Origin of the sequence: Agromyces atrinae, from assembly GCF_013407835.1 — a bacterium.
GTDB lineage: Bacteria > Actinomycetota > Actinomycetes > Actinomycetales > Microbacteriaceae > Agromyces > Agromyces atrinae.
On sequence record NZ_JACCBI010000001.1, the window covers coordinates 1,594,783 to 1,617,519 of the forward strand.

Annotated in this window: 24 protein-coding genes; 9 read left to right on the forward strand and 15 right to left on the reverse strand. The window is 71.5% G+C overall.

Annotated elements, in window-relative coordinates; translation table 11 throughout:
- Positions 1–10: 10 nt before the first annotated feature.
- The 5 genes from BJ972_RS07655 to BJ972_RS07675 form a co-directional block, all read right to left on the reverse strand.
- Positions 11–1,024: a LacI family DNA-binding transcriptional regulator gene (locus BJ972_RS07655; RefSeq protein ID WP_129176889.1), complete on the reverse strand. Its 1,014-nt coding sequence runs from the start codon at positions 1,022–1,024 to the stop codon at positions 11–13.
- 87 nt (positions 1,025–1,111) lie between these two features.
- Positions 1,112–2,101, reverse strand: a complete 990-nt coding sequence (locus BJ972_RS07660) for an ABC transporter ATP-binding protein (RefSeq protein ID WP_164989987.1) — start codon at positions 2,099–2,101, stop codon at positions 1,112–1,114.
- Positions 2,098–2,931, reverse strand: coding sequence for an ABC transporter permease (locus BJ972_RS07665; RefSeq protein WP_129176885.1), 834 nt, complete (start codon positions 2,929–2,931; stop codon positions 2,098–2,100). Before BJ972_RS07665 ends, BJ972_RS07660 begins: the two co-directional genes overlap by 4 nt.
- Complete coding sequence (gene modA, locus BJ972_RS07670; protein WP_129176883.1) at positions 2,928–3,713, reverse strand: molybdate ABC transporter substrate-binding protein; 786 nt, start codon at positions 3,711–3,713, stop codon at positions 2,928–2,930. Before modA ends, BJ972_RS07665 begins: the two co-directional genes overlap by 4 nt.
- On the reverse strand, positions 3,706–4,149 hold the full coding sequence (locus BJ972_RS07675) for a TOBE domain-containing protein (RefSeq protein ID WP_129176881.1): 444 nt from the start codon (positions 4,147–4,149) through the stop codon (positions 3,706–3,708). Before BJ972_RS07675 ends, modA begins: the two co-directional genes overlap by 8 nt.
- 288 nt (positions 4,150–4,437) lie before the next feature.
- Here BJ972_RS07675 and BJ972_RS07680 point away from each other — a divergent pair, with 288 nt between their 5' ends.
- From BJ972_RS07680 to fmdA, 3 genes are read left to right on the forward strand one after another with little or no spacing between them, the layout of a single operon-like run.
- A complete protein-coding gene (locus BJ972_RS07680; protein ID WP_129176879.1) occupies positions 4,438–5,061 on the forward strand; it encodes an AmiS/UreI family transporter in 624 nt (207 codons plus the stop codon).
- A gap of 31 nt (positions 5,062–5,092) precedes the next feature.
- The gene (locus BJ972_RS07685) at positions 5,093–5,383 is read left to right on the forward strand and encodes an FmdB family zinc ribbon protein (RefSeq protein ID WP_129176877.1); all 291 of its coding nucleotides are present in this window, start codon (positions 5,093–5,095) and stop codon (positions 5,381–5,383) included.
- Positions 5,384–5,421: 38 nt separating this feature from the next.
- Positions 5,422–6,678 carry a formamidase gene (gene fmdA / locus BJ972_RS07690; protein ID WP_129176875.1) on the forward strand — a complete coding sequence of 419 codons (1,257 nt, stop codon included), beginning with the start codon at positions 5,422–5,424 and terminating at the stop codon, positions 6,676–6,678.
- Between the two features lie 130 nt (positions 6,679–6,808).
- Here the strand turns inward: fmdA and BJ972_RS07695 are convergent, their stop codons facing one another.
- Together BJ972_RS07695 and fdhD are read right to left on the reverse strand one after the other, a co-directional pair.
- Positions 6,809–9,136, reverse strand: a complete 2,328-nt coding sequence (locus BJ972_RS07695; protein ID WP_129176873.1) for an FdhF/YdeP family oxidoreductase — start codon at positions 9,134–9,136, stop codon at positions 6,809–6,811.
- 27 nt (positions 9,137–9,163) lie between these two features.
- On the reverse strand, positions 9,164–10,015 hold the full coding sequence (fdhD, locus tag BJ972_RS07700; RefSeq protein ID WP_129176871.1) for a formate dehydrogenase accessory sulfurtransferase FdhD: 852 nt from the start codon (positions 10,013–10,015) through the stop codon (positions 9,164–9,166).
- A gap of 152 nt (positions 10,016–10,167) precedes the next feature.
- Here fdhD and BJ972_RS07705 point away from each other — a divergent pair, with 152 nt between their 5' ends.
- From BJ972_RS07705 to BJ972_RS07730, 6 genes are read left to right on the forward strand one after another with little or no spacing between them, the layout of a single operon-like run.
- Positions 10,168–11,292 carry a ThiF family adenylyltransferase gene (locus tag BJ972_RS07705; RefSeq protein WP_129176869.1) on the forward strand — a complete coding sequence of 375 codons (1,125 nt, stop codon included), beginning with the start codon at positions 10,168–10,170 and terminating at the stop codon, positions 11,290–11,292.
- A complete protein-coding gene (locus tag BJ972_RS07710; RefSeq protein WP_129176867.1) occupies positions 11,289–12,521 on the forward strand; it encodes a molybdopterin molybdotransferase MoeA in 1,233 nt (410 codons plus the stop codon). Before BJ972_RS07705 ends, BJ972_RS07710 begins: the two co-directional genes overlap by 4 nt.
- Complete coding sequence (gene moaC / locus BJ972_RS07715) at positions 12,518–12,991, forward strand: cyclic pyranopterin monophosphate synthase MoaC (protein ID WP_129176865.1); 474 nt, start codon at positions 12,518–12,520, stop codon at positions 12,989–12,991. The genes BJ972_RS07710 and moaC overlap by 4 nt, the downstream gene beginning before the upstream one ends.
- A 3-nt stretch (positions 12,992–12,994) precedes the next feature.
- Positions 12,995–13,615, forward strand: coding sequence for a molybdenum cofactor guanylyltransferase (gene mobA / locus BJ972_RS07720; RefSeq protein WP_129176863.1), 621 nt, complete (start codon positions 12,995–12,997; stop codon positions 13,613–13,615).
- Positions 13,612–13,887 carry a DUF6457 domain-containing protein gene (locus BJ972_RS07725; protein WP_129176861.1) on the forward strand — a complete coding sequence of 92 codons (276 nt, stop codon included), beginning with the start codon at positions 13,612–13,614 and terminating at the stop codon, positions 13,885–13,887. The genes mobA and BJ972_RS07725 overlap by 4 nt, the downstream gene beginning before the upstream one ends.
- Complete coding sequence (locus BJ972_RS07730; RefSeq protein WP_129176859.1) at positions 13,884–14,123, forward strand: MoaD/ThiS family protein; 240 nt, start codon at positions 13,884–13,886, stop codon at positions 14,121–14,123. Before BJ972_RS07725 ends, BJ972_RS07730 begins: the two co-directional genes overlap by 4 nt.
- 12 nt (positions 14,124–14,135) lie before the next feature.
- Here the strand turns inward: BJ972_RS07730 and BJ972_RS07735 are convergent, their stop codons facing one another.
- Genes BJ972_RS07735 through BJ972_RS07770 form a run of 8 tightly spaced genes read right to left on the reverse strand, consistent with a single transcriptional unit; the run spans position 14,136 to position 22,724 of the window.
- Positions 14,136–15,329 carry a YcaO-like family protein gene (locus tag BJ972_RS07735; protein WP_129176857.1) on the reverse strand — a complete coding sequence of 398 codons (1,194 nt, stop codon included), beginning with the start codon at positions 15,327–15,329 and terminating at the stop codon, positions 14,136–14,138.
- Positions 15,326–16,513 carry an iron-containing alcohol dehydrogenase gene (locus tag BJ972_RS07740; protein WP_164989986.1) on the reverse strand — a complete coding sequence of 396 codons (1,188 nt, stop codon included), beginning with the start codon at positions 16,511–16,513 and terminating at the stop codon, positions 15,326–15,328. Before BJ972_RS07740 ends, BJ972_RS07735 begins: the two co-directional genes overlap by 4 nt.
- Positions 16,510–18,498 carry an aminotransferase class III-fold pyridoxal phosphate-dependent enzyme gene (locus BJ972_RS07745; protein WP_129176853.1) on the reverse strand — a complete coding sequence of 663 codons (1,989 nt, stop codon included), beginning with the start codon at positions 18,496–18,498 and terminating at the stop codon, positions 16,510–16,512. The genes BJ972_RS07740 and BJ972_RS07745 overlap by 4 nt, the downstream gene beginning before the upstream one ends.
- A complete protein-coding gene (locus BJ972_RS07750) occupies positions 18,491–19,387 on the reverse strand; it encodes a hypothetical protein (RefSeq protein WP_129176851.1) in 897 nt (298 codons plus the stop codon). Before BJ972_RS07750 ends, BJ972_RS07745 begins: the two co-directional genes overlap by 8 nt.
- Positions 19,380–21,020, reverse strand: a complete 1,641-nt coding sequence (locus BJ972_RS07755; RefSeq protein WP_129176849.1) for a hypothetical protein — start codon at positions 21,018–21,020, stop codon at positions 19,380–19,382. The genes BJ972_RS07750 and BJ972_RS07755 overlap by 8 nt, the downstream gene beginning before the upstream one ends.
- Positions 21,017–21,751: a hypothetical protein gene (locus BJ972_RS07760; RefSeq protein WP_129176847.1), complete on the reverse strand. Its 735-nt coding sequence runs from the start codon at positions 21,749–21,751 to the stop codon at positions 21,017–21,019. The genes BJ972_RS07755 and BJ972_RS07760 overlap by 4 nt, the downstream gene beginning before the upstream one ends.
- The gene (locus tag BJ972_RS07765) at positions 21,748–22,497 is read right to left on the reverse strand and encodes an ABC transporter ATP-binding protein (protein WP_129176845.1); all 750 of its coding nucleotides are present in this window, start codon (positions 22,495–22,497) and stop codon (positions 21,748–21,750) included. Before BJ972_RS07765 ends, BJ972_RS07760 begins: the two co-directional genes overlap by 4 nt.
- Positions 22,494–22,724: a hypothetical protein gene (locus BJ972_RS07770; protein ID WP_129176843.1), complete on the reverse strand. Its 231-nt coding sequence runs from the start codon at positions 22,722–22,724 to the stop codon at positions 22,494–22,496. Before BJ972_RS07770 ends, BJ972_RS07765 begins: the two co-directional genes overlap by 4 nt.
- Between the last annotated feature and the right edge of the window lie 13 nt (positions 22,725–22,737).

A 22,737-nucleotide genomic window follows, 5' to 3' on the forward strand; every position in this document is an offset into this window, starting at 1 on the left:
CACTCCTCCGTCAGTGGGCGAGCGCCCGGGCGGATTCGCGTTCGACGACGCGGTACTCCGCGAGGATCTCCCGCGGCGGCACAGCAGCCCCGCCGATGCGCTCGACGAGCGCTGCGACGGCGCGCTCGGCGATCTCGCGACGCCCCGGGTCGACCGTGGTGAGGCTCGGCAGCGAGTAGCCGGCCTCGTCGAGGTCGTCGAACCCGATCACGGCGACGTCGTCGGGCACTCGTCGGCCGGATTCCTGCAGCACGCGCATGCCGCCCAGAGCGAGCGTGTCGTTGAGACCGAACACCGCGTCGAAGTCGACACCCCGCGAGAGCAGGTCGCGCATCGCGACGGCTCCGTTGGCGCGGTGCCACAACGTCGTCGCGGCGACGAGGTCGGCGTCGAAGGCGATGCCCGCGTCGTCGAGCGCACGCCGGTAGCCGACGAGTCGGAGGCCCGCGGACCCGATCACTTCTCCCGGGTGGGCACCGAGCACGGCGATCCTCCGCCTGCCCGATGCGATGAGGTACGCCGTCGCGGCACGCGCCGCTTCGACGTTGTGCATCGTCACGTGGTCGGTCGGACCACCGAAGATGCGCTCGCCGAGGAGCACGAGCGGGTACGGCACGCGCAACCGATCGGCGTCGTCCATCCCCATCCCCAGCGGACTGAAGAGCACGCCGTCGGTGAACTTCATGCGCGGGCTCGAGAGCACCTCGATCTCGCGCTCCCGATCGCCGTTCGTCTGCTCGATGAGCACGGCGAGACGCCGGGCCTCGGCGGCTCGGATGACGGCGTCGGCGAGTTCGGCGAAGTAACTGAGGCTCAGCTCGGGCACGACGAGGCCGATCGCCCCGGTGCGCCCCGAGCGCAGACTCCGGGCCGAGAGGTTCGGCTGATAGCCGAGTTCATCGACCGCGGCGAGCACACGCGCACGAGTGGAGGCGGTGACGTTCGGGCTCTCGTTGACGACGTTCGACACGGTCTTGATCGAGACGCCCGCGAGCGAGGCGACGTCGTGGAGCGTGACCGCCATGCCTCCCCCGTCCGAATCGAACCGACGCAGTCAGCCTATATCACAACGTTGTAAATACGCGATGGAGAGGATCTCGCACCGACGACATCACCGCGCCCGCCGCGCCACGACGCCGTCATCCGTACTCGCCACGACACGCGAGCCGCGCTCGAGACGGGCGACGATGTCGGCTCCGGCCGGGAGCGACGCTCGGATGCGGCCGCCGCGGTCGAGGTCGATCTCGACGAGAGCCGCGGCGAGGTCGCGATCCACACGCACGACGGTACCCGGCCACCCGCCGCCCTCGTCGGTGTCGCGCAGCCGCACGGCATCCGCCGGGAAGCTCACGAACTCGTCGCCGTCGACGAAGCCCGTGCGACCGACGAGGCGCGCGACGTACCGACTCGCGGGGGCCGCGACGAGATCGGCGGCCGTGCCCTGTTGGCTCACCCGACCGTCTTCGATCACGACGATGCGATCGGCGAGGTTCAGGGCGTCGACGGGGTCGTGGGTCACGACGATGCTCGTGCCGCCGTACGCGCGCATCGCCTCGGCCACACTCGCACGCACGTCGCCGCGCGTCTCGATGTCGAGGGCCGCGAGCGGTTCGTCGAGCAGGAGCAGCGCGGGCTCCGTCACGAGGGCGCGCGCGAGGGCGACGCGTTGCGCCTGTCCGCCCGAGAGGCGGCGCGGGCGCGACTCCCCGAACGCTGCGAGCCCGAGCCTCTCGAGCGCGACCTCGGCGGTGCGCCGGGCATCGGCTCGTGGGGTACCGCGGGCACGCAGTCCGAACGCGACGTTCTCGATGACGCTCAGGTGGGGAAAGAGCAGGTAGTCCTGGAACACGCACGCGACCTGGCGGTCCTGCGGGGGCAGTCGGATGCCGCGCTCGGGCGCTTCGACGACATCCCCGCCGATGATTACCGAGCCGCGGGCGACGGGAGTGAGCCCGGCCAACGCACGGAGCACTGTCGACTTGCCCGCACCGTTCGGGCCGAGGAGCGCCGTCACCGTGCCGGCCGCGACTTCGAAGCTCACGTCGGCCGTGAACGCTCCGCGCTCGATGCCGATGTCGACGGCGACTCCCGCGGCGCTCACGATGCACTCCCGCCGACCCAGCGGCCGCGCAGAGCGACGAGGATCACGATGGAGACGAGCATGAGCAGGAGCGACAGCGCGATCGCGGCGTCGGGATCGTTCTGCATCGCGAGGTATGCGGTGATGGGCATCGTGCGGGTGACCCCGGGAAGACTGCCGGCGAAGGTGATCGTGGCGCCGAACTCGCCGAGCGCCCGTGCGAAGGCGAGGACCGCCCCCGCGACGATCCCGGGGGCGACGAGAGGAACGGTGACGCGGCGGAACGTGTACCAGCGCGACGCTCCGAGCGTCGCCGCGGCGTCGTCGAGCCGGCGATCGGCACCGGCGAGCGCGCCCTCGACAGCCATCACGAGGAAGGGCAGCGCGACGAAGGTCTGGGCGATGACGACGGCGACCGTCGTGAACGGGATCGTGACGCCCGCGACCTCGGCGAGCGGGGCTCCGAGGAGACCGCGGCGCCCGAGGAGGAGCAAGAGGGCGACACCGCCGACGACGGGGGGCAGCACGAGCGGCACGAGCACGAACGCGCGGATGACGCGATGCCAGGCGTCGTGACCGGCGTCGGAGAGGGCGACGAGGCACCACGCGAGCGGGATGCCGAGGATGATGCAGAGCACCGTCGCGCTGCCCGCCGAGAGGAGCGAGAGCCCGAGCGATTCGGCGACCGCCGGTTGTCCGAGGATCGTGCCGAGATCCGCCCACGGCGCCCGGACGAGCAGGGCGACGAGCGGCAGGACGAGGAAGAGCACCGCGACGACCGCGAGCGGAACGAGGGCGCGCGGCGGCCCCACTCGTTCCGTTCGCAGGGCGGCGCGGTGCTCGCGACTCACGGTGCCGAGAACCCTGCGGCTCCGAGCACCTCGGCGCCGCGCTCACCGCGGACGAACGCGATGAAGGCGTCGGCGGCGTCAGGGGTCGGGCTCTCGGTGAGGCGCACGATCGGGTAGTCGTTGATGGCGCCCTCGGCTTCGGCGAACTCGATGCCCTCGACCTCGTCGCCCGCGGCGAGCACGTCGGTGCGGTAGACGAGTGCTGCGTCGACCTCGCCGAGACGCACCTTCGTGAGCGCGGCCTTGACGTCTTGCTCGAGCGTGTCGGGGGCCGGGGTCAGACCGGCGGCCGCGAAGACCTTCTCGCTCGCGGCACCGCACGGTACCTCGGGGGCGCAGAGCGCGATCGTGCGCGACTCGTCGGTGAAGTCGGTCAGACCCTCGACGCCGCCGGGGTTGCCCGCGGGTACCGCGATCTCGAGCATGTTCGTCACGAAGACCTCGGGCTCACCGGCCGCGTCTCCCGCATCGACGACCGTCTGCATCGTCGCGGGGCTCGCAGCGGCGAAGACGTCGGCGGGGGCGCCGCTCGTGATCTGTTCGGCGAGCGCCGAGCTGCCTCCGAAGTTGAGGGTGACGGTCACACCCGGGTGCTCGGCCTCGAAATCTGCGGCGAGCTCCTCGAACGAACCGGTGAGCGACGCCGCGGCGAAGACGATGACCTCGCCGCTCAGAGCGTCAGCGGTCGCCGTGGGCGCGGTGGTCGCAGCAGGCTCGGCCGACTGGCATCCCGTGAGGAGGAGCAGAGCGGCGGCGCCGACGGCGATGATCGACTTACGCATGGGCGGAGGAGTCCCTTCCGAAGGCAGAAGCGGGCGCTTCAATGCCGAGGTTCGTGGCCTTGACGCTCGCGACCACGAGACTGCCGACGTCGAGGTCGAGCTCGTCGGCGGCTTCGCGGCTGATGAGGGAGACGAGACGGAACGGTCCGGCCTGCACATCGACCTGCGCCATGACGGTGTCGCGCACGATCGCCGTCACGATGCCGTGCAGACGATTGCGGGCGGATGCCGGAGGGAGACCGCCGAGCTCATCGGCGCGATGAGTGGTCGCCACCTCGCGAGCGAGCGATGCGAGCTCGACTCCGTCGATCGCCTTCACGCCGTCGGCGCCGGTATCGATGCGCACGCGGCCGGCGGCGGCCCAGCGGCGGATGGTGTCGTCGCTCACTCCGATGAGTGCAGCGGCGTCGGAGACGCGGTAGGTGCGGGAAGCCATAGGCCCATCATTCCGCATATGCGGATATTTTCGTCGAGATAAGCCGTGACTATGGCATCACATACTCTTCACAGCCGTGTTCGCGTCTCGGTGAAGTCGACCTCCTGAACACCGTTCGTTGACTCGCGCGAAGGCCGAGGTCTACCGTGAGGCTCACGGCCCCGGCCGTATCTGCTCGCAGATTCCCTCCCCGCCACCGACGTCGGGACAGCGATCGACGAGGCGCATTCGTCGCGCCTCTCGATCGCTCCGACGCCGGTGGGCACCCCTTGACGCGATGGAGCGACCATGGGAAATGTCGGATTGTTGTACGTCGGAGCGGTTCTCTTCCTGAACGGGCTCATGCTCCTCGGAATCGTCGGCGGTCGCCCGGCCGCGGTGCTCAACTTCTTCGTCGGCGGGATGCAGGTGATCTTTCCCACGATCGTCCTCGCGCAGTCGGGGAACGATCCGTCCGTCGTGCTCGGCGCCGCCGGCATCTACCTGTTCGGCTTCACCTACCTCTACGTCGCGATCAACCAGTGGACGGGAATCGGCGGCGAGGGCCTCGGCTGGTTCTCGCTCTTCGTCGCGATCTCGGCCGTCACCATCGGCCTCATCAACTTCGTCATCGGCGACCCCGTGTTCGGGGTGATCTGGCTCCTGTGGGCCGTGCTCTGGTCGCTCTTCTTCCTGCTCCTCGCGCGCGGATGGGCCGGCATCCAGCGCCTGACCGGCTGGTTCACGATCTTCCTGTCGTTCCTCACCGGCACGATCCCGGCGTTCCTGCTGCTCACGGGCACGTTCGAGAGCACGCCGCTCGGGGCGATCGTCGTCGCGGTCGTCGGCATCCTCTCGCTCGTCGTAGCCGTCGCACTCGGACGACGCCCCGCTCCCGTGCGAGCGTCCGAACCGACATCCGCCCCCGCCTGATCCGTCGCACTCACCGACCGAGGAGAACCACATGCCCCGCTACGAGTTCCGCTGCACGGCAGGCCACACCTTCGACGCGATCTACGCCATGGCCGACGTGCCCGACCGGAGCCCGTGCACCGAGTGCGGAGCGGATGCCTCCCGCCGACCGACGGCGCCGCACCTCGGCCGCACGGGGAGCGCGGCGTTCGGCCTCATCGACCGGGCCGCCCGCAGCGCTGACGCCCCCGAGGTCGTCTCGGGAGCGATCCCCGGCGCCTCGTCCCGTCGCCCCACGCGCTACACCGACAACCCGGCGCATCAGAAACTGCCGCGCCTCTGACCTCTGCCCACCCATCGCTCACGATCAAAGGAGATCCCATGCCCGACGTCCTGTTCCCCCTGGACTCGTCGAAGAAATTCGAAGATCAGGAGAAAGTCGGCCACAACCGATGGCATCCGGAGATTCCGCCCGTCGCGACGGTGAAGCCGGGCGAGTCGTTCCGTGTCGACTGTCGCGAGTGGTTCGACGGCGCGATCGTCAACGACGACTCCGCCGACGACATCCTGAACGCACCGCTGCTGACCGTCCACAAGCTGAGCGGCCCGTTCCGCATCGAGGGCGCGAAGCCCGGCGACCTGCTCATCGTCGACATCCTCGACGTCGGCCCGATCCCGCAGGAGGACAGCGGCCCTCTCGCTGGTCAGGGCTGGGGCTACACGGGCATCTTCGCCCGCAACAACGGCGGCGGCTTCCTCACCGAACAGTTCCCCGACGCGTACAAGGCGATCTGGGACTTCACCGGCCAGGTCGCGACCTCACGCCACGTGCCGAACGTCTCGTTCGCGGGCCTCATCCACCCGGGTCTCATGGGCACCGCTCCCTCGGCCGAACTGCTCGCGAAGTGGAACAAGCGCGAGGGCGACCTCATCGCGACCGACCCGAATCGCGTGCCGCCGCTCGCCCTGCCGCCGGAGCCGCGCGAAGCCGTACTGGGCTCCCTCGCGGCATCCGACTACGACCGCGTCGCGGGTGAAGCGGCGCGCACCGCTCCCCCGCGCGAGAACGGCGGAAACCAGGACATCAAGAACCTGTCGAAGGGTTCGCGCGTGTTCTACCCCGTCTTCGTCGACGGCGCGAACCTCTCGCTCGGCGACCTGCACTTCTCACAGGGCGACGGCGAGATCACGTTCTGCGGAGCGATCGAGATGGGCGGGTTCATCGACCTGCACGTCGACGTCATCCCCGGCGGCATGGAGACCTACGGCGTTCACGAGAACGCGATCTTCGTGCCCGGCACGGTCGACCCGCGCTTCAGCGAGTGGATCGCGTTCTCGGGCACCTCGGTCACCCTCGACGGCGAGCAGCGCTACCTCGACTCGCACCTGTCGTACCAGCGGGCATGCCTGCACGCGATCGACTACCTAACCAAGTTCGGCTACGCCCCGGAGCAGGCCTACCTCTTGCTCGGTGCGGCTCCGATCGAGGGCAGGCTCTCGGGCGTCGTCGACATCCCGAACTCGTGCTCGACGGTCTACATCCCGACGGCGATCTTCGACTTCGACGTGCGACCGTCGGCGTCGGGTCCGTTCCAGGTCGACCCGGGAATGGGGGCGCCGCACGCGTCGAACCGCTAGGTCACTCGTACGCGGATGCTGCCGATCGCCGCGACACCCCGCCCGCGTCATCCGACGCGCCGGGCGGGTGCCGGAATCGCAGCATCCGCGCACGTGTGCGGCGGGGGGATGACGGTCGGGGGGATGACGGTCAGACCGTCACGGGGCGGCCCGTCGCCGCGGGGGTCGAGCTCGGCTCGAGGCGGATGACGACGGACTTCGACACCGGGGTGTTTGAGCCCTCGGCGACCGACTCGAGCGGGATGAGCGCGTTGGCCTCGGGGAAGTACGCGGCGGCGCAGCCCCGCGCGGTCGGGAACGCGACGATGCGGTAGCCGCGCAGCACCCGGTCGGGCTCGCCCGGCCATTCGCTGAAGACGTCGACCGTCTGTCCGTCGGCGAGGCCGAGCTCGGTGAGGTCGTCGGGGTTCACGAAGACGACGAAGCGGCCCTTCTTGATGCCGCGGTACCGGTCGTTGAGGCTGTACATCGTCGTGTTGAACTGGTCGTGCGAGCGCACGGTCTGCAGCAGCAGTCGGCCCGCCGGGCGCTCGATCGTCTCGCGCTCGTTGACCGTGATGACAGCCTTGCCGCTCGGCGTGATGAACGTGCGGCTGTCGCGCGGCGGGTGCGGCAGGATGAAGCCCTCGGGCAGACGCACCTTCGCGTTGTAGTCGTCACAACCGGGCACGACGCGTGCGATCGACTCGCGGATGAGGTCGTAGTCGCGCTCGAATCCCTCCCAGTCGATCGCCGGGCCGCGGTCGCCGAGCACGGCGCGCGCGGTGCGGCAGATGATCGCGACGTCGGAGAGCAGCCCCTCGGCGACCGGTTCGACCTGACCCGCCGACGCGTGCACCGAGCACACCGAGTCCTCGACGGTGCCGAACTGCGGGCCGGTCGCCTGACGGTCGATCTCGGTGCGACCGAGCGTCGGCAGGATGAGCGCCTCCTCACCCGTCACGACGTGCGAGCGGTTGAGCTTCGTCGAGACCTGCACGGTGAGCTTCGTACCGCGCATCGCGGCTTCGACGTGGTTCGAGTCGGAGATCGCCGCGACGAGGTTGCCGCCGAGACCGAACCACACGTCGATGTCGCCCGCGGCCGTCGCGCGCACCGCGTCGACCGAGTCGAGCCCGTGGGGCCGGGGCGGCTCGAACGAGAACTCCCGGCCGAGGGCGTCGAGGAACGAGTCCGGCATCTGCTCCCAGATGCCCATCGTGCGGTCGCCCTGCACGTTCGAGTGGCCGCGGATCGGCGAGGCTCCCGCACCGGGTCGCCCGATGTTCCCGCGGAGGAACAGGAGGTTCATGACCTCGCGGATCGTCGGCACGGCCTTCTTGTGCTGGGTGAGCCCCATCGCCCACGTGATGATGACCCGATCGGCTCGGATGTACCGCTCGGCGAGCTCGTCGATGTCGGCGCTCGACAGACCCGTCGCGGCGAGCACGTCGGCCTCGTCGAGCGTCTCGAGGTGCTCGGCGAACGCCTCGAAGCCCGCCGTGTACCGGTCGAGGAAGTCGTGGTCGAGCACGGTGCCGGGCTTCGCAGCCTCGGCGGCGAGCACGCGCTTCGCGACGGCCTGCAGCAGGTGCAGGTCGCCGCCGAGACGGATGTGCAGGAACTGGTCGGCGATCTCGGTGCCCCGACCGAGGATGCCGCGCACGTGCTGCGGGTTCTTGTATCGGATGAGCCCGGCCTCGGGCAGGGCGTTGACCGCGACGACCGAGCCGCCGTTGCGCTTGCACTCCTCGAGCGCCGTGAGCATGCGCGGGTGGTTCGTGCCCGGGTTCTGACCCATGACGATGATGAGGTCGGCCTCGCCGAAGTCGTCGTAGTGCACGGTCGACTTGCCGACGCCGATCGTCTCGACCATCGCGACACCCGTCGACTCGTGGCACATGTTCGAGCAGTCGGGCAGGTTGTTCGTGCCGAACGCGCGCACGAACAGCTGATAGAGGAACGCGGGCTCGTTCATGATCTTGCCGCTCGTGTAGAACGCGGCGCGATCGGGCGATTCGAGGGCGTTCAAGTGCCGGGCGATGACCTCGAACGCGTCATCCCACCCGATCGGTTCGTAGTGGTCGCTGCCCGCGCGCTTGTAGACGGGCTCGACGAGGCGGCCCTGCATGCCGAGCCAGTACTCCGACTTGTCGTCGAGGCTCGAGAGGGAGTGCTCCTCCCAGAACGCGCTCGGCACGGTCGTCGGCGTCGCCTCCCACGTGACGGCCTTGATGCCGTTCTCGCAGAACTCGAAGGGGCTGCGCTTCGTGGGGTCGGCCCACGCGCAGCTCGGACAGTCGTACCCGCCCGTGTGGTTGATCGTCGACGCGAGTTTGAGCGTGCGCGCCGGCCCCATCTCGGTGAAGGCGGGAACCATCGAGTGCAGGATCGCGGGCGGGCCCACGGCCCAGTCCTTCGCGGGTGACACATCGATCTTCGCGTCGGTGAAATCCTCGGCGAGCGGCTTGTCGGCCATGCGGTCTCCTTCGACGTCGAACGGTGATCAGGGTGCGGCGACGAGCGCCGGCGCGGTGGAATCGACGAGACGCTCGCCGTGGGCGTAGACGACCAGGGATTCGCCGCGGAGGAACCCCACGAGGGTGATGCCGCGATCCTCGGCGAGGTCGGCGGCGAGGGATGACGGTGCCGAGACCGCCGCGAAGATCGGAATGCCGGCCATCGTGGCCTTCTGCACGAGTTCAAAGCTCGCGCGGCTCGAGACGACGAGCGTGTGGCCGCGAAGCGGCAGGAGTCCGGCGAGGAGCGCGTGACCGATGACCTTGTCGACGGCGTTGTGACGACCCACGTCCTCCCGGGCGACGACGAGGCTGCCGTCGGGGGCGAACAGGGCCGCGGCGTGCAGCCCGCCCGTCTTGTCGAACACGGACTGCTCGGCGCGGAGGAGATCGGGGTAGCCGACGAGGGCCGCGAGGTCGAGGGTCGCGGGGTCGCCCGCGACGTCGAAGTGCGACACGGTCTCGACGGCCTCGATCGACGCCTTGCCGCAGACTCCGCACGAACTCGTCGTATAGAGGGAGCGCGAGAGCTCGGGGGCGGGAGCGGCGATGCCCGGCCCGAGGGTCACGTCGAGCACGTTGTAGGTGTTCTCACCGTCGATTCCAGCGCAGTGCCGGGCAGCGGCGACGTCTCCCGCGTGTGCGACGACGCCCTCCGAGACGAGGAATCCGGCGGCGAGTTCGACGTCATGGCCGGGCGTGCGCATCGTGACGGCGAGCTGCCGGCCGCCGACGCGGATCTCGAGGGGCTCTTCCGCGGCGAGGACATCGGAACGGCTCGCGGAGCGCCCGCCGACGGACACCCGTGTCACCTGACGTCTCACCATGATTCGTCCCATCGACCCATGCTACTCGCGCACCCGCTCCGGCGGTGTTGCCACTCGTGGCGGGTGTGCGGGTCTTCGCACCCACCACGAGCGGCAACACGGCGGCGGTTTTTCCCGGTCCCGCGGGCGGACCGTGCCGTGGCGGCGAGCGGTAGCGTTGATCCATGCGACTCCCCCCGCTCGTCGAACCCGGCCCGCCCCTCGGCGAGGCCGAAGCGCGGCGCACGGCGCGGCAAGCTCGGCTCGCCGAGATCGGAGAGCTCGGGCAGCGCCGCCTCGCCGCCGCGCGCATCGTCGTCGTGGGCGCCGGCGGTCTCGGTGCCCCCGCGCTGCTCTATCTCGCCGCGGCCGGAGTCGGCACGATCGGCATCATCGACGACGACACGGTCGACGCGTCGAACCTGCAGCGCCAGATCGTGCACGGCACGGCCGACGTCGGCCGCTCGAAGGTCGAGAGCGCGACCGAACGACTGCACGAGATCGCGCCCGAGCTCACCGTCATCCCCCACGAGGTCCGCATCGACGACGCCTCGGCGCGCGAGGTGTTCGCGGGGTACGACCTCGTGCTCGACGGGAGCGACAACTTCGACACCCGCTACGCCGTCGCCGACGCGGCAGCGGCCCTCGGCATCCCGCTCGTGTGGGGTTCCGTCCTCCGCTTCGACGCCCAGGTCTCGGTCTTCTGGTCGGCTCCGCCCGCGCCCGCCGAGGGCGTGACGCTGCGCGACCTCTTCCCCGCTCCCCCGCCCGAGGGCAGCGTTCCCTCGTGCTCGGAGGCGGGCGTGCTCGGGCCGGTGTGCGGCGTCGCCGGGTCTCTCATGGCCGCCGAGGCCGTCAAGCTCATCGTCGGCACGGGCGACGCGCTGCTCGGCCGCATCCTCGTGGTCGACGGGCTCTCGGCACGCGTGAGTGAGATCCCGCTCCGGGCGCAGGCGCCGACGGATGTCGCTCCGAGCGTCACCACGCCGACGCGCTCGCTCCTTCAGGAACCCGCGCCCGTGGCATCCCTCGCCGACGTCGACCGGGGCGGTCACGTCATCGTCGACGTGCGCGAGCCCGGCGAGTTCGCCGTCGATCCGCTGCCGGGCGCGATCTCGGTGCCGCTGAGCGATCTGCTGCGGGCGCGAGACGACCTCGAGCTGCCGAGCGGAGACCTGCTGCTCTATTGCGTGAGCGGCGAACGCGCTCACCGGGCCGCGCGGCTCCTGAACCGCCGGGGGCACGTCGCGCGCGTGCTCGAAACCGATGTCGTCGATGTGCTGCGTGCACGCGGAGAGGCCAACGCATGAGTTCCGAGCTCGTCCCGATCGAGGTGCATCGCGATCGCGTGCTCGCCGCGAGCCACCGGTTGCCGACCGAGACGGTACCGCTCGTCGATGCGCTCGGGCGCGTGCTCGCCGACGACGTCACGTCGCGCTTCGAGCTGCCCCCGTGGGACAACTCGGGCATGGATGGCTACGCCGTGCGCTTCACCGACCTCGGCTCGCCGAGCCCCGAGCACCCGACCGTGCTCGACGTCGTCGCCGACCTGCCCGCGGGCACCGGCCTCGACCCCGCACTCGGCAGCGGACAGGCGGCGCGCATCATGACGGGCGCCCCCGTCCCGAGTGACGCCGACACCGTCATCCCTCTCGAACTCACCGATCAGGGAACCGTGCGAGTCTCGATCGAGGGTGGTCGGCCGCTTGGGGCGCACGTGCGTCGCCGCGCCGAAGACCGCGCCGTCGGCGACCTCATCGCGCGCGCCGGCACGCGCCTCAGCTCACGCGCCGTCTCGGCCCTCGCCTCGGCGGGGCACGCGAGCGCCGACGTCGTGCGGCGCCCGCGCGTCGCCGTGATCGCGACGGGAAGCGAACTCGTCGCCCCGGGCGAGAGCATCGGGCGCGGGCAGATCCCCGACTCGAACTCGCTCCTCGTCGCCGGTCTCGTCACCGAGACGGGTGCGCTCGTCGTGTCGGCGGAACGCGTCGCCGACGACGTCGATGCCCTGGCCGCGGCCGTCGAGCGCGCCGAGGCCGTCGCCGACGTCGTCGTGCTGACGGGCGGTGTGAGCGTCGGAGCGTACGACCCCGTCAAGGCGCTCTTCACCGGCTCGGCGACCATCCAGTTCGCGAAGGTCTCGATGCAGCCGGGCAAGCCCCAGGCCTTCGGCACGCTGCCCGGCGGGGCCCTCGTCTTCGGGCTGCCGGGCAACCCCGTGAGCGTCTGGATCTCGTTCGACGTGTTCGTGCGGCCCGCGCTCCTCACCCTCCTCGGGCAGAGCGACGTCCTCCGCCCGGTCGTCTCGGCCGTCGCGACCGAGGGCTGGCGCACCCCCGGCGGCCGCACGCAGTACCTGCCCGGGCGGATCGGCGACGACGGTTCGGGGCGCACGATCACCCCCGCGTCGAAGCGCGGCTCGGGATCACACCTCGTCGGCAGTCTCGCCGGCGCCAACGGCTACGCGATCGTCGATCCGAGCGTCGCGGAGGTACACGCGGGCGACACGGTGAGCGTCGTGGAAGTGGAGCAGAGATGACCGGATTCACCCACCTCGACGGGCGCGGCGAAGCCCGCATGGTCGACGTGACCGAGAAGACCCCGACGGTGCGCTCGGCCACGGCGACGGGCTTCGTCTTCTGCAGCGACGTCGTCGTCGCCGCGCTCCGCGACCAGAGCGTGCCGAAGGGCGACGTGTTCGCCGTCGCGCGCATCGCCGGCATCCAGGGTGCGAAGAAGTGCGCCGAATTGCTGCCGCTCGCCCACGTCATCGGCGTCCACGGCGCGACGGTCGACCTCGAGCTCACCGACACGGGCGTGCGCGTGAGTGCGACGGTGCGCACCGCCGACCGCACGGGCGTCGAGATGGAGGCGTTCACGGCGGTCTCCGTCGCATCGCTCGCGGTCGTCGACATGGTCAAGGGGCTCGACAAGTCGGTCTCGATCGGAGACATCCGTCTGGAGTCGAAGACGGGCGGCAAGTCGGGCGAGTGGCACCGGAACGGCTGACGGATGCCGCACGGCACTGACGCCATCGTGCTCTCGGGCGGCCGCGGGTCTCGGCTCGGCGGCGTCGACAAGGGCGCCCTCGACGTCGGCGGCGAGCACCTCATCGACATCGCTCTCGCCGCCGCCCGCTCGGCGGGTGCCGTGCGCGTGATCGTCTCGGGGGCGGATGACGGCGTCGATGCCGCGCGCCCCGATGCCGTCGTGCGTGAGGAACCGGCCTTCGGCGGCCCCGTCGCCGGTATCGCGGCGGCCCTTCCGCTCGTGTCCGCCCCGTGGGTGATCGTGCTCGCGTGCGACCTGCCGTTCGCGGGTTCCCTCGCCCGGCGTCTGGGAGCTGCGCTCTCCCCGGCATCCGGGGTCGACGCGGTCGTCGTGCGCGACGGCGACGGGCGCGCGCAGTGGCTCGCAGCGGCGTACCGCGCGGAGGCCCTGCGCGACTCGATCACGCGCCTCACGGCGGGGCGCGGCGTCGCGGGCGCGTCGATGCGACAGCTCGTGGGCGACCTCGTGACCAGCTACGTCGACGAGCCGGGCGACGCGACCCTCGACGTCGACACCCCCGCCGATCTCGTGCGGGCGCGCTCGACTACCATCGGCAGGGAGAGCACCGAGGAGGCACCATGACCGACGAACGACGACTTCCGCCCGAGGCGCTCGACGCCTGGCTCGCCGAACTGACCGCGCACCTCGGGGTCGACGACACGATCGCGATCGGCACCGTGCTCGACGTCGCGCGCGATGTCGCCCACGATGTCGCCCGCCCCGCGGCTCCGCTCAGCACGTTCGTGCTGGGGCTCGCACTCGGTCGGGCCGGCCTCACGGGCGACGCGGGTGCCGCCGAACTCGATCGCCTCGCCGCGGCCGTGAGCGAGCTCGCCGCGCGGCACACGTCATGACGGTTCGGGTTCGGCTGTTCGCCGGCGCCGCCGAGGCGATCGGGCAGGACGAGGTCACGCTCGCGGACGTCACGACCCTCGGCGACCTCGTCGCTAGGCTCGTCGCCGACTTCGGCTCGGGTGTCGCCCCCGTGCTCGATCGCTGCTCGTTCCTCGTCGACGGCGTGCGTGCGGCCGACGCCGAGACGCGCGTCACCGGCACGGTCGACGTGCTGCCCCCGTTCGCCGGAGGCTGAGCCGCCGCCTCGTCAGACGAACGGGTGCGGATGCCGCCGTCCGTAGTCGAGCACCGCGCGATCGCCGCGGAGATCGGGCGCGAGATTCGACGACGGCGCATCCGTCATGCGGAGGGGTTGCAGCGACGCCGAGAAGGCGCGCACGGCATGCCACCCCATGTCGCGGATGGCCCGCGGAAGCCTCGGCGTGAGATCGACGACCACCGCATCGGGCACGGCGGCGGAGAACGGTGTCGCTGGCGGGCGCGCCGGAACGGCTCTCGAGGCGGGCAGCTTATCGAGCCACGCGTGCAGGGCGTCGACGCCGGCATCCGAGGCCCAGTACCGCGCGCGATGCAGTTCGCCGACGACGGGAAGCGGCACGCGCGCATTCGTTCGGCCCTCGAGCCGCCGCAGATCGGCGAGGAGGGAGCGCACCTGCAGGGCCTCCTGCGTCGCCTTCTCGATCGCGAGCGCCGGGTCGACCTCGAGCGCGAGACCCGCGCACGCGACCCCCGCACGATCGTCGACGAGAGCGCAGAGGATGACGGGCGGAAGGCCGTCGCGACGGAGCTCGAGGTGTTCGATGCGAGTGCTCGCGCGAGTCGTCGGTGTCGTCGATGTCGTCGGCGTCGGCGTCGCGTCGAGCAGTCGCGCGACGTCGCGCGAGGCCGCTCGCACCTCGGCCTCGGCGATGCGCTCGACCGACGCCCTCTCCCACCACGCCCGTTGGGCGACGTCGCGTTCGATGAGTTCGCGGCACGCCGAGTCGACGGCCGAGGCGAGGGTCGCGCCCGCCGCGGCTCCCGAGGGGCCGGCGTCGGGGTGGGCGACGGCATCGCGCGGCGGATAGTTCACGAGTGCGGCGTCGACCTCGGTGAGGCTGCCGTCGGCGAGCGAGCGAGCGATGAGGGGCGGGTCGTGGCGGTCGGGGTCGTGCCGGTCGGGGTCGTGGCGGTCGGCACGCGGTCGCTCGGGGCCCTGTCGCGGCGAGAGCGCGAAACGTTCGACGGCCTCGCCCGCCGCTCGCGCGAGGGTCCTCCCCCGGCGGAATCCGGCTGCACCGACCCACGTCATGTCGAAACCGTCGGGCATCGCGACGGCGTCGTTGTTGCCGATGTCGGCGCCGATCGTCCAGAGCGGGTCGGCGTCGCCGCTCGGCGGTCGCACCATGACCCGACGCACGAGCCCGTTCGCCGGATCGAGCGTCGCAGCGACGTCGATCACGACGTCCGCCGTCGGGTCTCGGCGGCGGCGAGGATCGCCACGATGCGCTCGCGCGCGAGCTCGGGGCTCAGGGGCCCCGCGCGACCGAAGCGACGCACGACGCGATCGGCGACGTACTCCGCATCGATCGCTCGGGTCACCGGCTCGGGCGCGAGGAGTCGCGTGAGGGCGTCGTCGATCGCGCTCGGCTCGCCGGCGACGCCGAGCGCCGCACCGATGCTCTGCAGCCGGGTCGCTCGAGCGGGAGTCAGGAACGTCTCGAGGTAGGGCCGGAAGGCGAGGCCGAGCGCGGCGGCCTTCCGCACGCCGAGCGCCATCGACAGCTCGGTCGCGATGAACCAGGCGGATGACGGTGCGAACCCCCGGCCGGCGAGAGCCCACCCGCTGTGCGACGCACTGCTCAGCAGCGCCGCGTCGACCGCGATCGAGTCGCGCGGGAAGGCTGCGTGCCGGCCGTCATCCCGCCCGCCCTCGCCGATGCGGCGTCCGACCGCGGCGAGCGCCGCGAGGAGGTCGTACGCCTCGCGGTCGGCGAGAGGGAGCGAACTCGGCGATTCGAACGCCGCGGCGGCGACGCGGGTGATCGCCTCGTAGACGCCGTCGCGCAGGAGCGGGTCGGGCAGCCGCAGCAGGTCGTCGTCGAAGGCGATGGCTTCGATGCCCGTCCCCGGGGCGACGACGAGGACGGCGAAACGCTCACCGCCCGAGGCGACCTCGACGACGAGCCCCGTCGAGCTCTCGGCTCCCGTGCCGACCGTCGTCGGGGCGACGAAGAGCGACGCCTCGCTTCCGGGAGCTCCCCGGTGCATGACCCCGCGGTCACGGCCGTGACGGGCGATCGCTCCGAGCAGACGCGAGTCGTCGAGCGACGCGACGGCGAGCTTCGCCACATCGATGACGCTCCCGCCGCCCGCGATGAAGACGGAGCGGGCCCCGGTGCGTTCGAGCAGGGCGGCGAGATGCCGCGCCGAGTCGACCGTCGCCCGGCCGCGGTGCACGAGGCGCGCGGCGAAGGCCCCCGTCAGCGAACCGGGAAGCCTGCTCTCGACGTGCGCGTCGACGACCATGACGGCGGGCCCACGCGCGAGGGCGCGATGCGCGAGGTGCACGGCCGTACCCGCACCGACGTGCGCCTCGGGCCGCGTCGCGCGCGCCGACGCCCGAGCCCCGTCGACCGCGATCACGCGAGGAACTCGTCGATCGCGAGGTCGGACCGGCGCTCGAGCTCGTCGAGATCGGTGTCGCTGTACGTGAGCGCCGGCACGAACTGCACGGCGCACGGCCCCGGCTGCACGAGCACGCCGTACGAGCGGTAGAGCTCCACGAGCTCGGTCACCTCGGCCCCGCCGAGAGGCGTGCCGTCGCGACCGACCAGGTGGAGCGCACGGAACGACCCGACGCCGACGCTCTCGGCTCGGGTCGAACGTGCGGCGACACCGTCGAGGTACCGGCCGAGCCGTCGCGCGACGCGCGCAGCGGACGCGGCGACATCCTGTCGTTCGAACTCGTCGATCGTCGCGATGATCGCCGCGCAGGACTGCGGCGATCCCGCCTGGGTCTCGCCATGCCAGAACCAGTTCTCGTCGCTTCGCAACACGTCGGCCGGGCCCCGCGCGAGGAGGATCGCCGCTGCGGCGGACGTACCGTTCGTGAGTGCCTTGCTCGTCACGAGGAGATCAGGGGCTCGGTGCCACTCGTCGCTCGCGAACCTCGGTCCGGTGCGGTGGAAGCCCGTCGCGACCTCGTCGGCGACGACGAGGAAGCCGTGCACGTCGGCCGCAACGCCGAGCGCGTCGATCATGGCGGCGGGCACGGGTAGGGCACCTGACCCGAGCACGGGCTCGAGGATGACGGCGGCGATGCTCGTGCCGAAGCGATCGAGCACGACCGCGAGGGCGTCGAGGTCGTCGTGGTCGATGCGCACGCTCCAGCGTTCGTCGACGGCATAGGGCCCCTGGCCGATGGCGGCCCCGGTGAGCGACATCGCGCTCATCGTCATGCCGTGATACGAGCCGCGGAACGACAGGATGCGCTTCCGCGCGGGATCTCCGCCCACCTGGTGGAGGTGCCGCGAGAGCTTGATCGCGGCGTCGAGAGCCGAGCTGCCCGACGTCGAATAGAGGACAGCGTCGAAGCGATCGCGACCCGTGAAGTCGAGCAGACGCTCGGCCGCGAGCCGCGCGTACGAACTGCCCCGACGGAACAGCGGGAGCGTCGAGGCCTCGCGATTCGCTCCGTCGATCGCGGCGGCCACGGCCGGGTTGCCGTATCCGAGGTTCGCATTCCAGAGCCCGCTCGTCGCGCAGAGGGCCTCCGAGCCGTCGGCGAACTCCACGCGCACCCCCGTCGCGCGGACGGCCTCGAGCCGCCCCCACGCGGAGGAGGGCGTGAAGAACTCGATGTAGGGAGAGCGGAGCTCGGCCACGCGCGCGGTGAGGAACTCGTACTCGCCCGCGGCGTCACGGCGGATACGGCGACGCTCGATCGCCTCGAAGCCCGCGCGCTCGAGTTCTGCGACGGCGAGCGCGGGCGGGAGCACGAACGAGTCGACCGAGTAGGCGGCCCACCGCCCCGCTCCGCCCCGTTCGAACACGGTCGATCGGTGTCGACCGGTGGCCTCGTCGGACTCTTCGACGATGCGGAGGCCCTCGTCGACCTCGATCTCGCGTCGCTCACCCGCGAGGTGCGGCGTGCGCACGGTGAGGGCGATCGTGCCGCCCGGGCGGAGGCGGGTGAGCAGGCGGGTGAGCAGCGCGGCACGCTCGGCGGCGTCGAAGAGCGTGATCGATGCGGTCGGGATCACGACGGCGTCGAAGCCCGACGCGTGCTCGGGTACGCCCTGCCGCACGTCGGCGGCGACGAGGGTGAGCCGCTGCGCGAGGTCGTCGTCGAGCTCGGTCCGGGCTCGCTCGTCGAGGAGGTCGAGCAGATCGGTCGAGATGTCGACCGCGACGAGCTCGGCGACGAACGGCACGAGCGGGAGCGTGACCCGGCCCGAGCCCGCGGCGATCTCGAGCACCCGCCAGCGCTTGCCTCGCACGAGCCCGATGAACTCGCGGAGCTCGGCCGAGTCGCGGCGCACGAGGTCGTCGTAGACCACGGCGCCCCGGCCCGAGTAGAGAGACTCTCCGGCGTATCGCGCGACCGGGTCGCCGAGGAGGTCAGTCATGGGAGGGCTCCTCGGCCGAGACGCGTGCCGTCCCGCCGAGCGCGGCGCGCACGGCAGCGAGCACGGTGTCGACGTCCGTCGCACCGGCGCGCCTCAGCAGCGCGTCGTCGACGTCTCCGCGCACGGACGCGCCGACGACATCGGCGATCGCCGCGGGCACCGCGCACAGTCCCCCGGTGACGGCGTCCGCGACGTAGGAGCGTTCGCCGACGTCGAGCACCACGAGCGAGTGGTCGCCCGGCCGACGGCGCGCGACAGAGGCGGCACCACCGAAGCCGCGCACACGGATCGGCTCGGTGAAGCGGCCCGTCGCCGCACGCAGCACGGTCGCCGCGGCGATGTACCCGCCGACGAGCGCCGCCTCGTCGCCCGAGAACGCCTCACGCTGATGTGCGACCGACGCACCGACATCCACCACGTCGCTCGGGGGCGTCGGCGACGCACCATCATCGACGCTCGCGGTCGTACCGCGGATCCAGTCGTCCTGCCCGAGGATCGTCGCGAGCGGGTGCAGCACGTGGGCGGGAAACTCTCCGGTGCGCTCGGCGTGCGCCGCATCGCGCACGAGCATCGCCCGGTCGACGTCGTCGGTCACGGAGAAGACGGTCGGGCAGCCGACCCCGATGTAGCCGCCGGCGGCGTAGGTCTCGAACTGCACGAAGACGTCGTCTCCGAGCGTGATCTCACCTCCCGCCGCCGCAAGGTCACCCCGGTAGACGACGGTCGCCTCATCGGCGGGCGCCGAGCCCTCGGGCACGAATCGCAGTGCGCCGGGCACGGGCGGCGCGCCCGCTCCCTCGCGCCGGATGACGTCGGAGGCGTGTTCGGGCGACCCTTCGAGCAGGTGGCGGAGTCGGTTGATCGCGTGAAGGAGTCGGTCGTCAGCCACGGGAGGTCTCTCTCTTGTCGGGTTCACGGAGCGGGAGTGCAGAGGGGTTCGGGGTCGCGGGGTCGGCGTGCTCCGCGCGGCCCAACGCGGTGTCGACGAGCGCGCCGATGCGATCGAGGATGCTCGTCGGCGGGGTCTCGAGGATCGCGACGCCGCGCGTGACGCCCGCCAGGTTCACCTCCACGGGCCAGCACTCGGCATCGACCGGCGCGCCCGGGAAGTCGACGGGAGCGATCGACTCGACCGGAACGGTGCAGGGCTCGGGGCCGCCCGCGATGACTCCGTCCCCGAGACGCGCACCGGGCAGGAGTCCCGGGGCGAAGACCGTGACGCGCGACCCGGGCTCGGCGACGACGGGCCCGAGTGCGACGAAGCTCGGCGACGGCTCGGCGGTGTAGCCGCCGCGCACGCTCGTCGCTATGGGCACGGTGAGCACGGCGGCCGCGATGCCCGCGACGACGAGAGCCGCGGGCACCACGCGCACAGGAGCGGCGCCGGCTCGCACGAGGTGGCGAGCGAGACGGATGACGCGCACGACGACCCACGCGAGCAGCAGCGCCCCGATCACGAGGAGGGCGATCGCGCCGAGCTGGAGGTGGCCGACGTTGCTCCAGAGCCCGCTGACGACGGCCGTCACGAGCACGACCGGGGTCACCGCGCACGCGGCGCCGAACGCGACAAGTCCGCGTGAACCGGGGAGCACCGGCGGCGCGGAGGGAGCGACGACATGCGTCGCCCACCGACGGAATGCGACGAGAGCGTGCGCGCGGAAGTTCGGGTGGTCGAGCCAGCCGACGAGCGCGACGTAGCCGTCGAGTTTGACGAACGGGAGGAGATTCGCGAACACGTACACGGAGCACAGCAGACCGACCGCCGCAAGCAGAGGAGCGAAGGGCACACCGAGGAGTGCGGCGAGGGTGAGGGCCGCGCCGATCGCGCCCTGCACGAGCGTTCCGGCGAGCGCGACGATGACGCGTTCGGGCCGGCTGAGGTGCCACGAGTCGCTCACGTCGCAGAAGAAGGCCGGCGCGAAGTAGAAGAGCATGACGCCCACGCGTCGGCTCGCACCGCCGTGGGCGATGAGGGCGAGGGCGTGCGCGAGTTCGTGGAGGATCACGACGACCGTGAAGAGCACGGCGATACCGAGGTAGGCGTAGGGGTCCATCGGTCGGTGCAGGGCGCTCGTCGGGTCGAGGACGAGGACGCCCGTGCCCGCCATGCCGATGACGGTGAGCACCGCGAGCGCCCCCCACGTCGCGCGCGACCGGGCAAGTCGGTGGAGCGGGATCGCACGCGCCAGGAGCCGCATCGGATCGACGACCGTCAGACGGATGGCGGTCGGCCCGTCGACCTGGAGGCGCCGCGGTCTCCGTTCGAGGGACCGCAGGACGGCCGGGTCGCTGCCGACCGCATCGAGCAGAGCCGTCGCCGCCTCGATGGCAACCCGGCCGCCGAGGCTCGACGTCACGGCGTCGATCGTGCGCGGGTTCACGCGCTGTGCGGCGGCGAGCACGAGTGCCGCATCGCCCGCGAGACGCAGGATCGGTCGCCCGCCCGCGCTCACGACGATGCGATCGAACTCGTCGGGCGGGGAGAGCTCGAGGGTGTCGAGCCAGTCCCACCGGTCGCTCACGACAGGTCGGTCTTCCGCAGCCGGAGGACTCCGAGAGAGATGAGCACGACGATCCATGCCGCCGCCACGGCGTAGCCCGCACCGAGGGGAAGGATCTCGTCGGTCGTCGACGAATCGATCATCATCGCCTGACCCGCACCGCCCGGAAGGAATCGGCCGACGGAAGGCAGGATCGAGATGACGAGCGTCTCGAGCACGAGCGTGTAGCCGACGAGTCCGAGGATCGTCCAGACGCTCCGCCTCGACTGCCATCCGACGAGGTGGCCGATGTACGTCGCGAAGACGATGTTCGCGGCGACTCCGCCGAGGGCGGTGAGCGTGTCTCCGGAGAAGTCGGGTTCGGTGCCGTTCGCCGTGAAGACGATCGCGGTCACGGCAGCGGCCGAACCGGCTCCGACGACCGCGAACACCGCGGCGGGCACGGAGAGCGCCACGAGTCGCGCACCGAGCAGTCGGTCGGCCCCTCGCGCGAGGAACGCGCTCCGCCTGATCGCCGTCGTGCCGAAGTCGCGCGTGACCGAGAGCGCCCCGAAGATCATCGCGAAGAGCGTCGCCCCGAACCCGAGCGTCACGAGCGATTGCGTTGCCGCGGGCGCTGCATCGCCGATCTGGTCGAGCTTCATGCCGACGGCGATGCCGTACACAGCGAGGGCGTTGAGCAGCGCGGCGACGACGAGCAGCACGGGCAGCGTGATGCCGGAGACGAGTCGCCCGAGTTCGGCGCGGATCACGACGCGCTCCTCTCACTCGGGTGCGCGACCGGGTCGGCGACGCCGCCCACGAGCGTGAGGTACCAGGCTTCCGCCTCCTCCGCCGAGCTCGCCGGCAGCACACCGTCGTAGCGCACGGTGCGGTTCACGACGACGACGCGGTCGACGAGTCGCGTGAGCTCGCCGAGGTCGTGGCTCGAGACGAGCGTCGTGAGGCCTTCGGCGCGGCGCGCGACGAGGTGGGTGCGCAGATCGATGACGGCCTCGATGTCGAGTCCGTTGGTGGGTTCGTCGAGCACGAGGATGCCGGGTGAGGCGAGCGTCGCGGCGGCGAGGGCCACACGGCGACGCTGGCCGGTCGAGAGGTTTCCGACGCGGCGGCGGCCGAGGTCGGCGACGCCGTGTCGTTCGAGCGCGCGGTCGACGGCGACACGGTCGACGCCGAGCGCTCGCGCCTCGAGCCGCAGCGCGGTCAGCACGCTGAGGCCGGGCGTCAGTCCGTCGGGATCGAGCACGAACCCGACGGTGCGGCCGGGCGCGGGAAGCTCGGTGATGCGGCTGCCGCGGATGCGCACGGCGCCGGATGTCGGCCTGATCGCACCGATGAGGGACTTCAGCAGCGTCGACTTGCCGGCGCCGTTCGGGCCGACGAGCCCCACAGTCTCGCCCTGCTCGACGGTGAACGAGATGTCGTCGACCGCGGTGAGAGCGCCGTAGCGTTTCGTCACCGCGTCGAAGCGCAGCGCCTCGGAGGTCGCGCGACTCATCGGCGACCTCGCAGCGCGACTCCGAACACGATTCCGCCCGCGAGGCTCAGCAGCACCCCGAGCGCGATGACGATCCCGACCGCGACCCCCGAGAGGCCCGTCGCGACGGCGACCGCGGCGAGACCGCCGATGATCGCGACGACTCCACCCGCGATGGCGGCGTACTGAGCGGCTGTGCGGGCCGGAGGCGGGTTGCTCATGAGGGTTCCAATCTGTGTCTCTGTCATTCGAAGGGTCTGT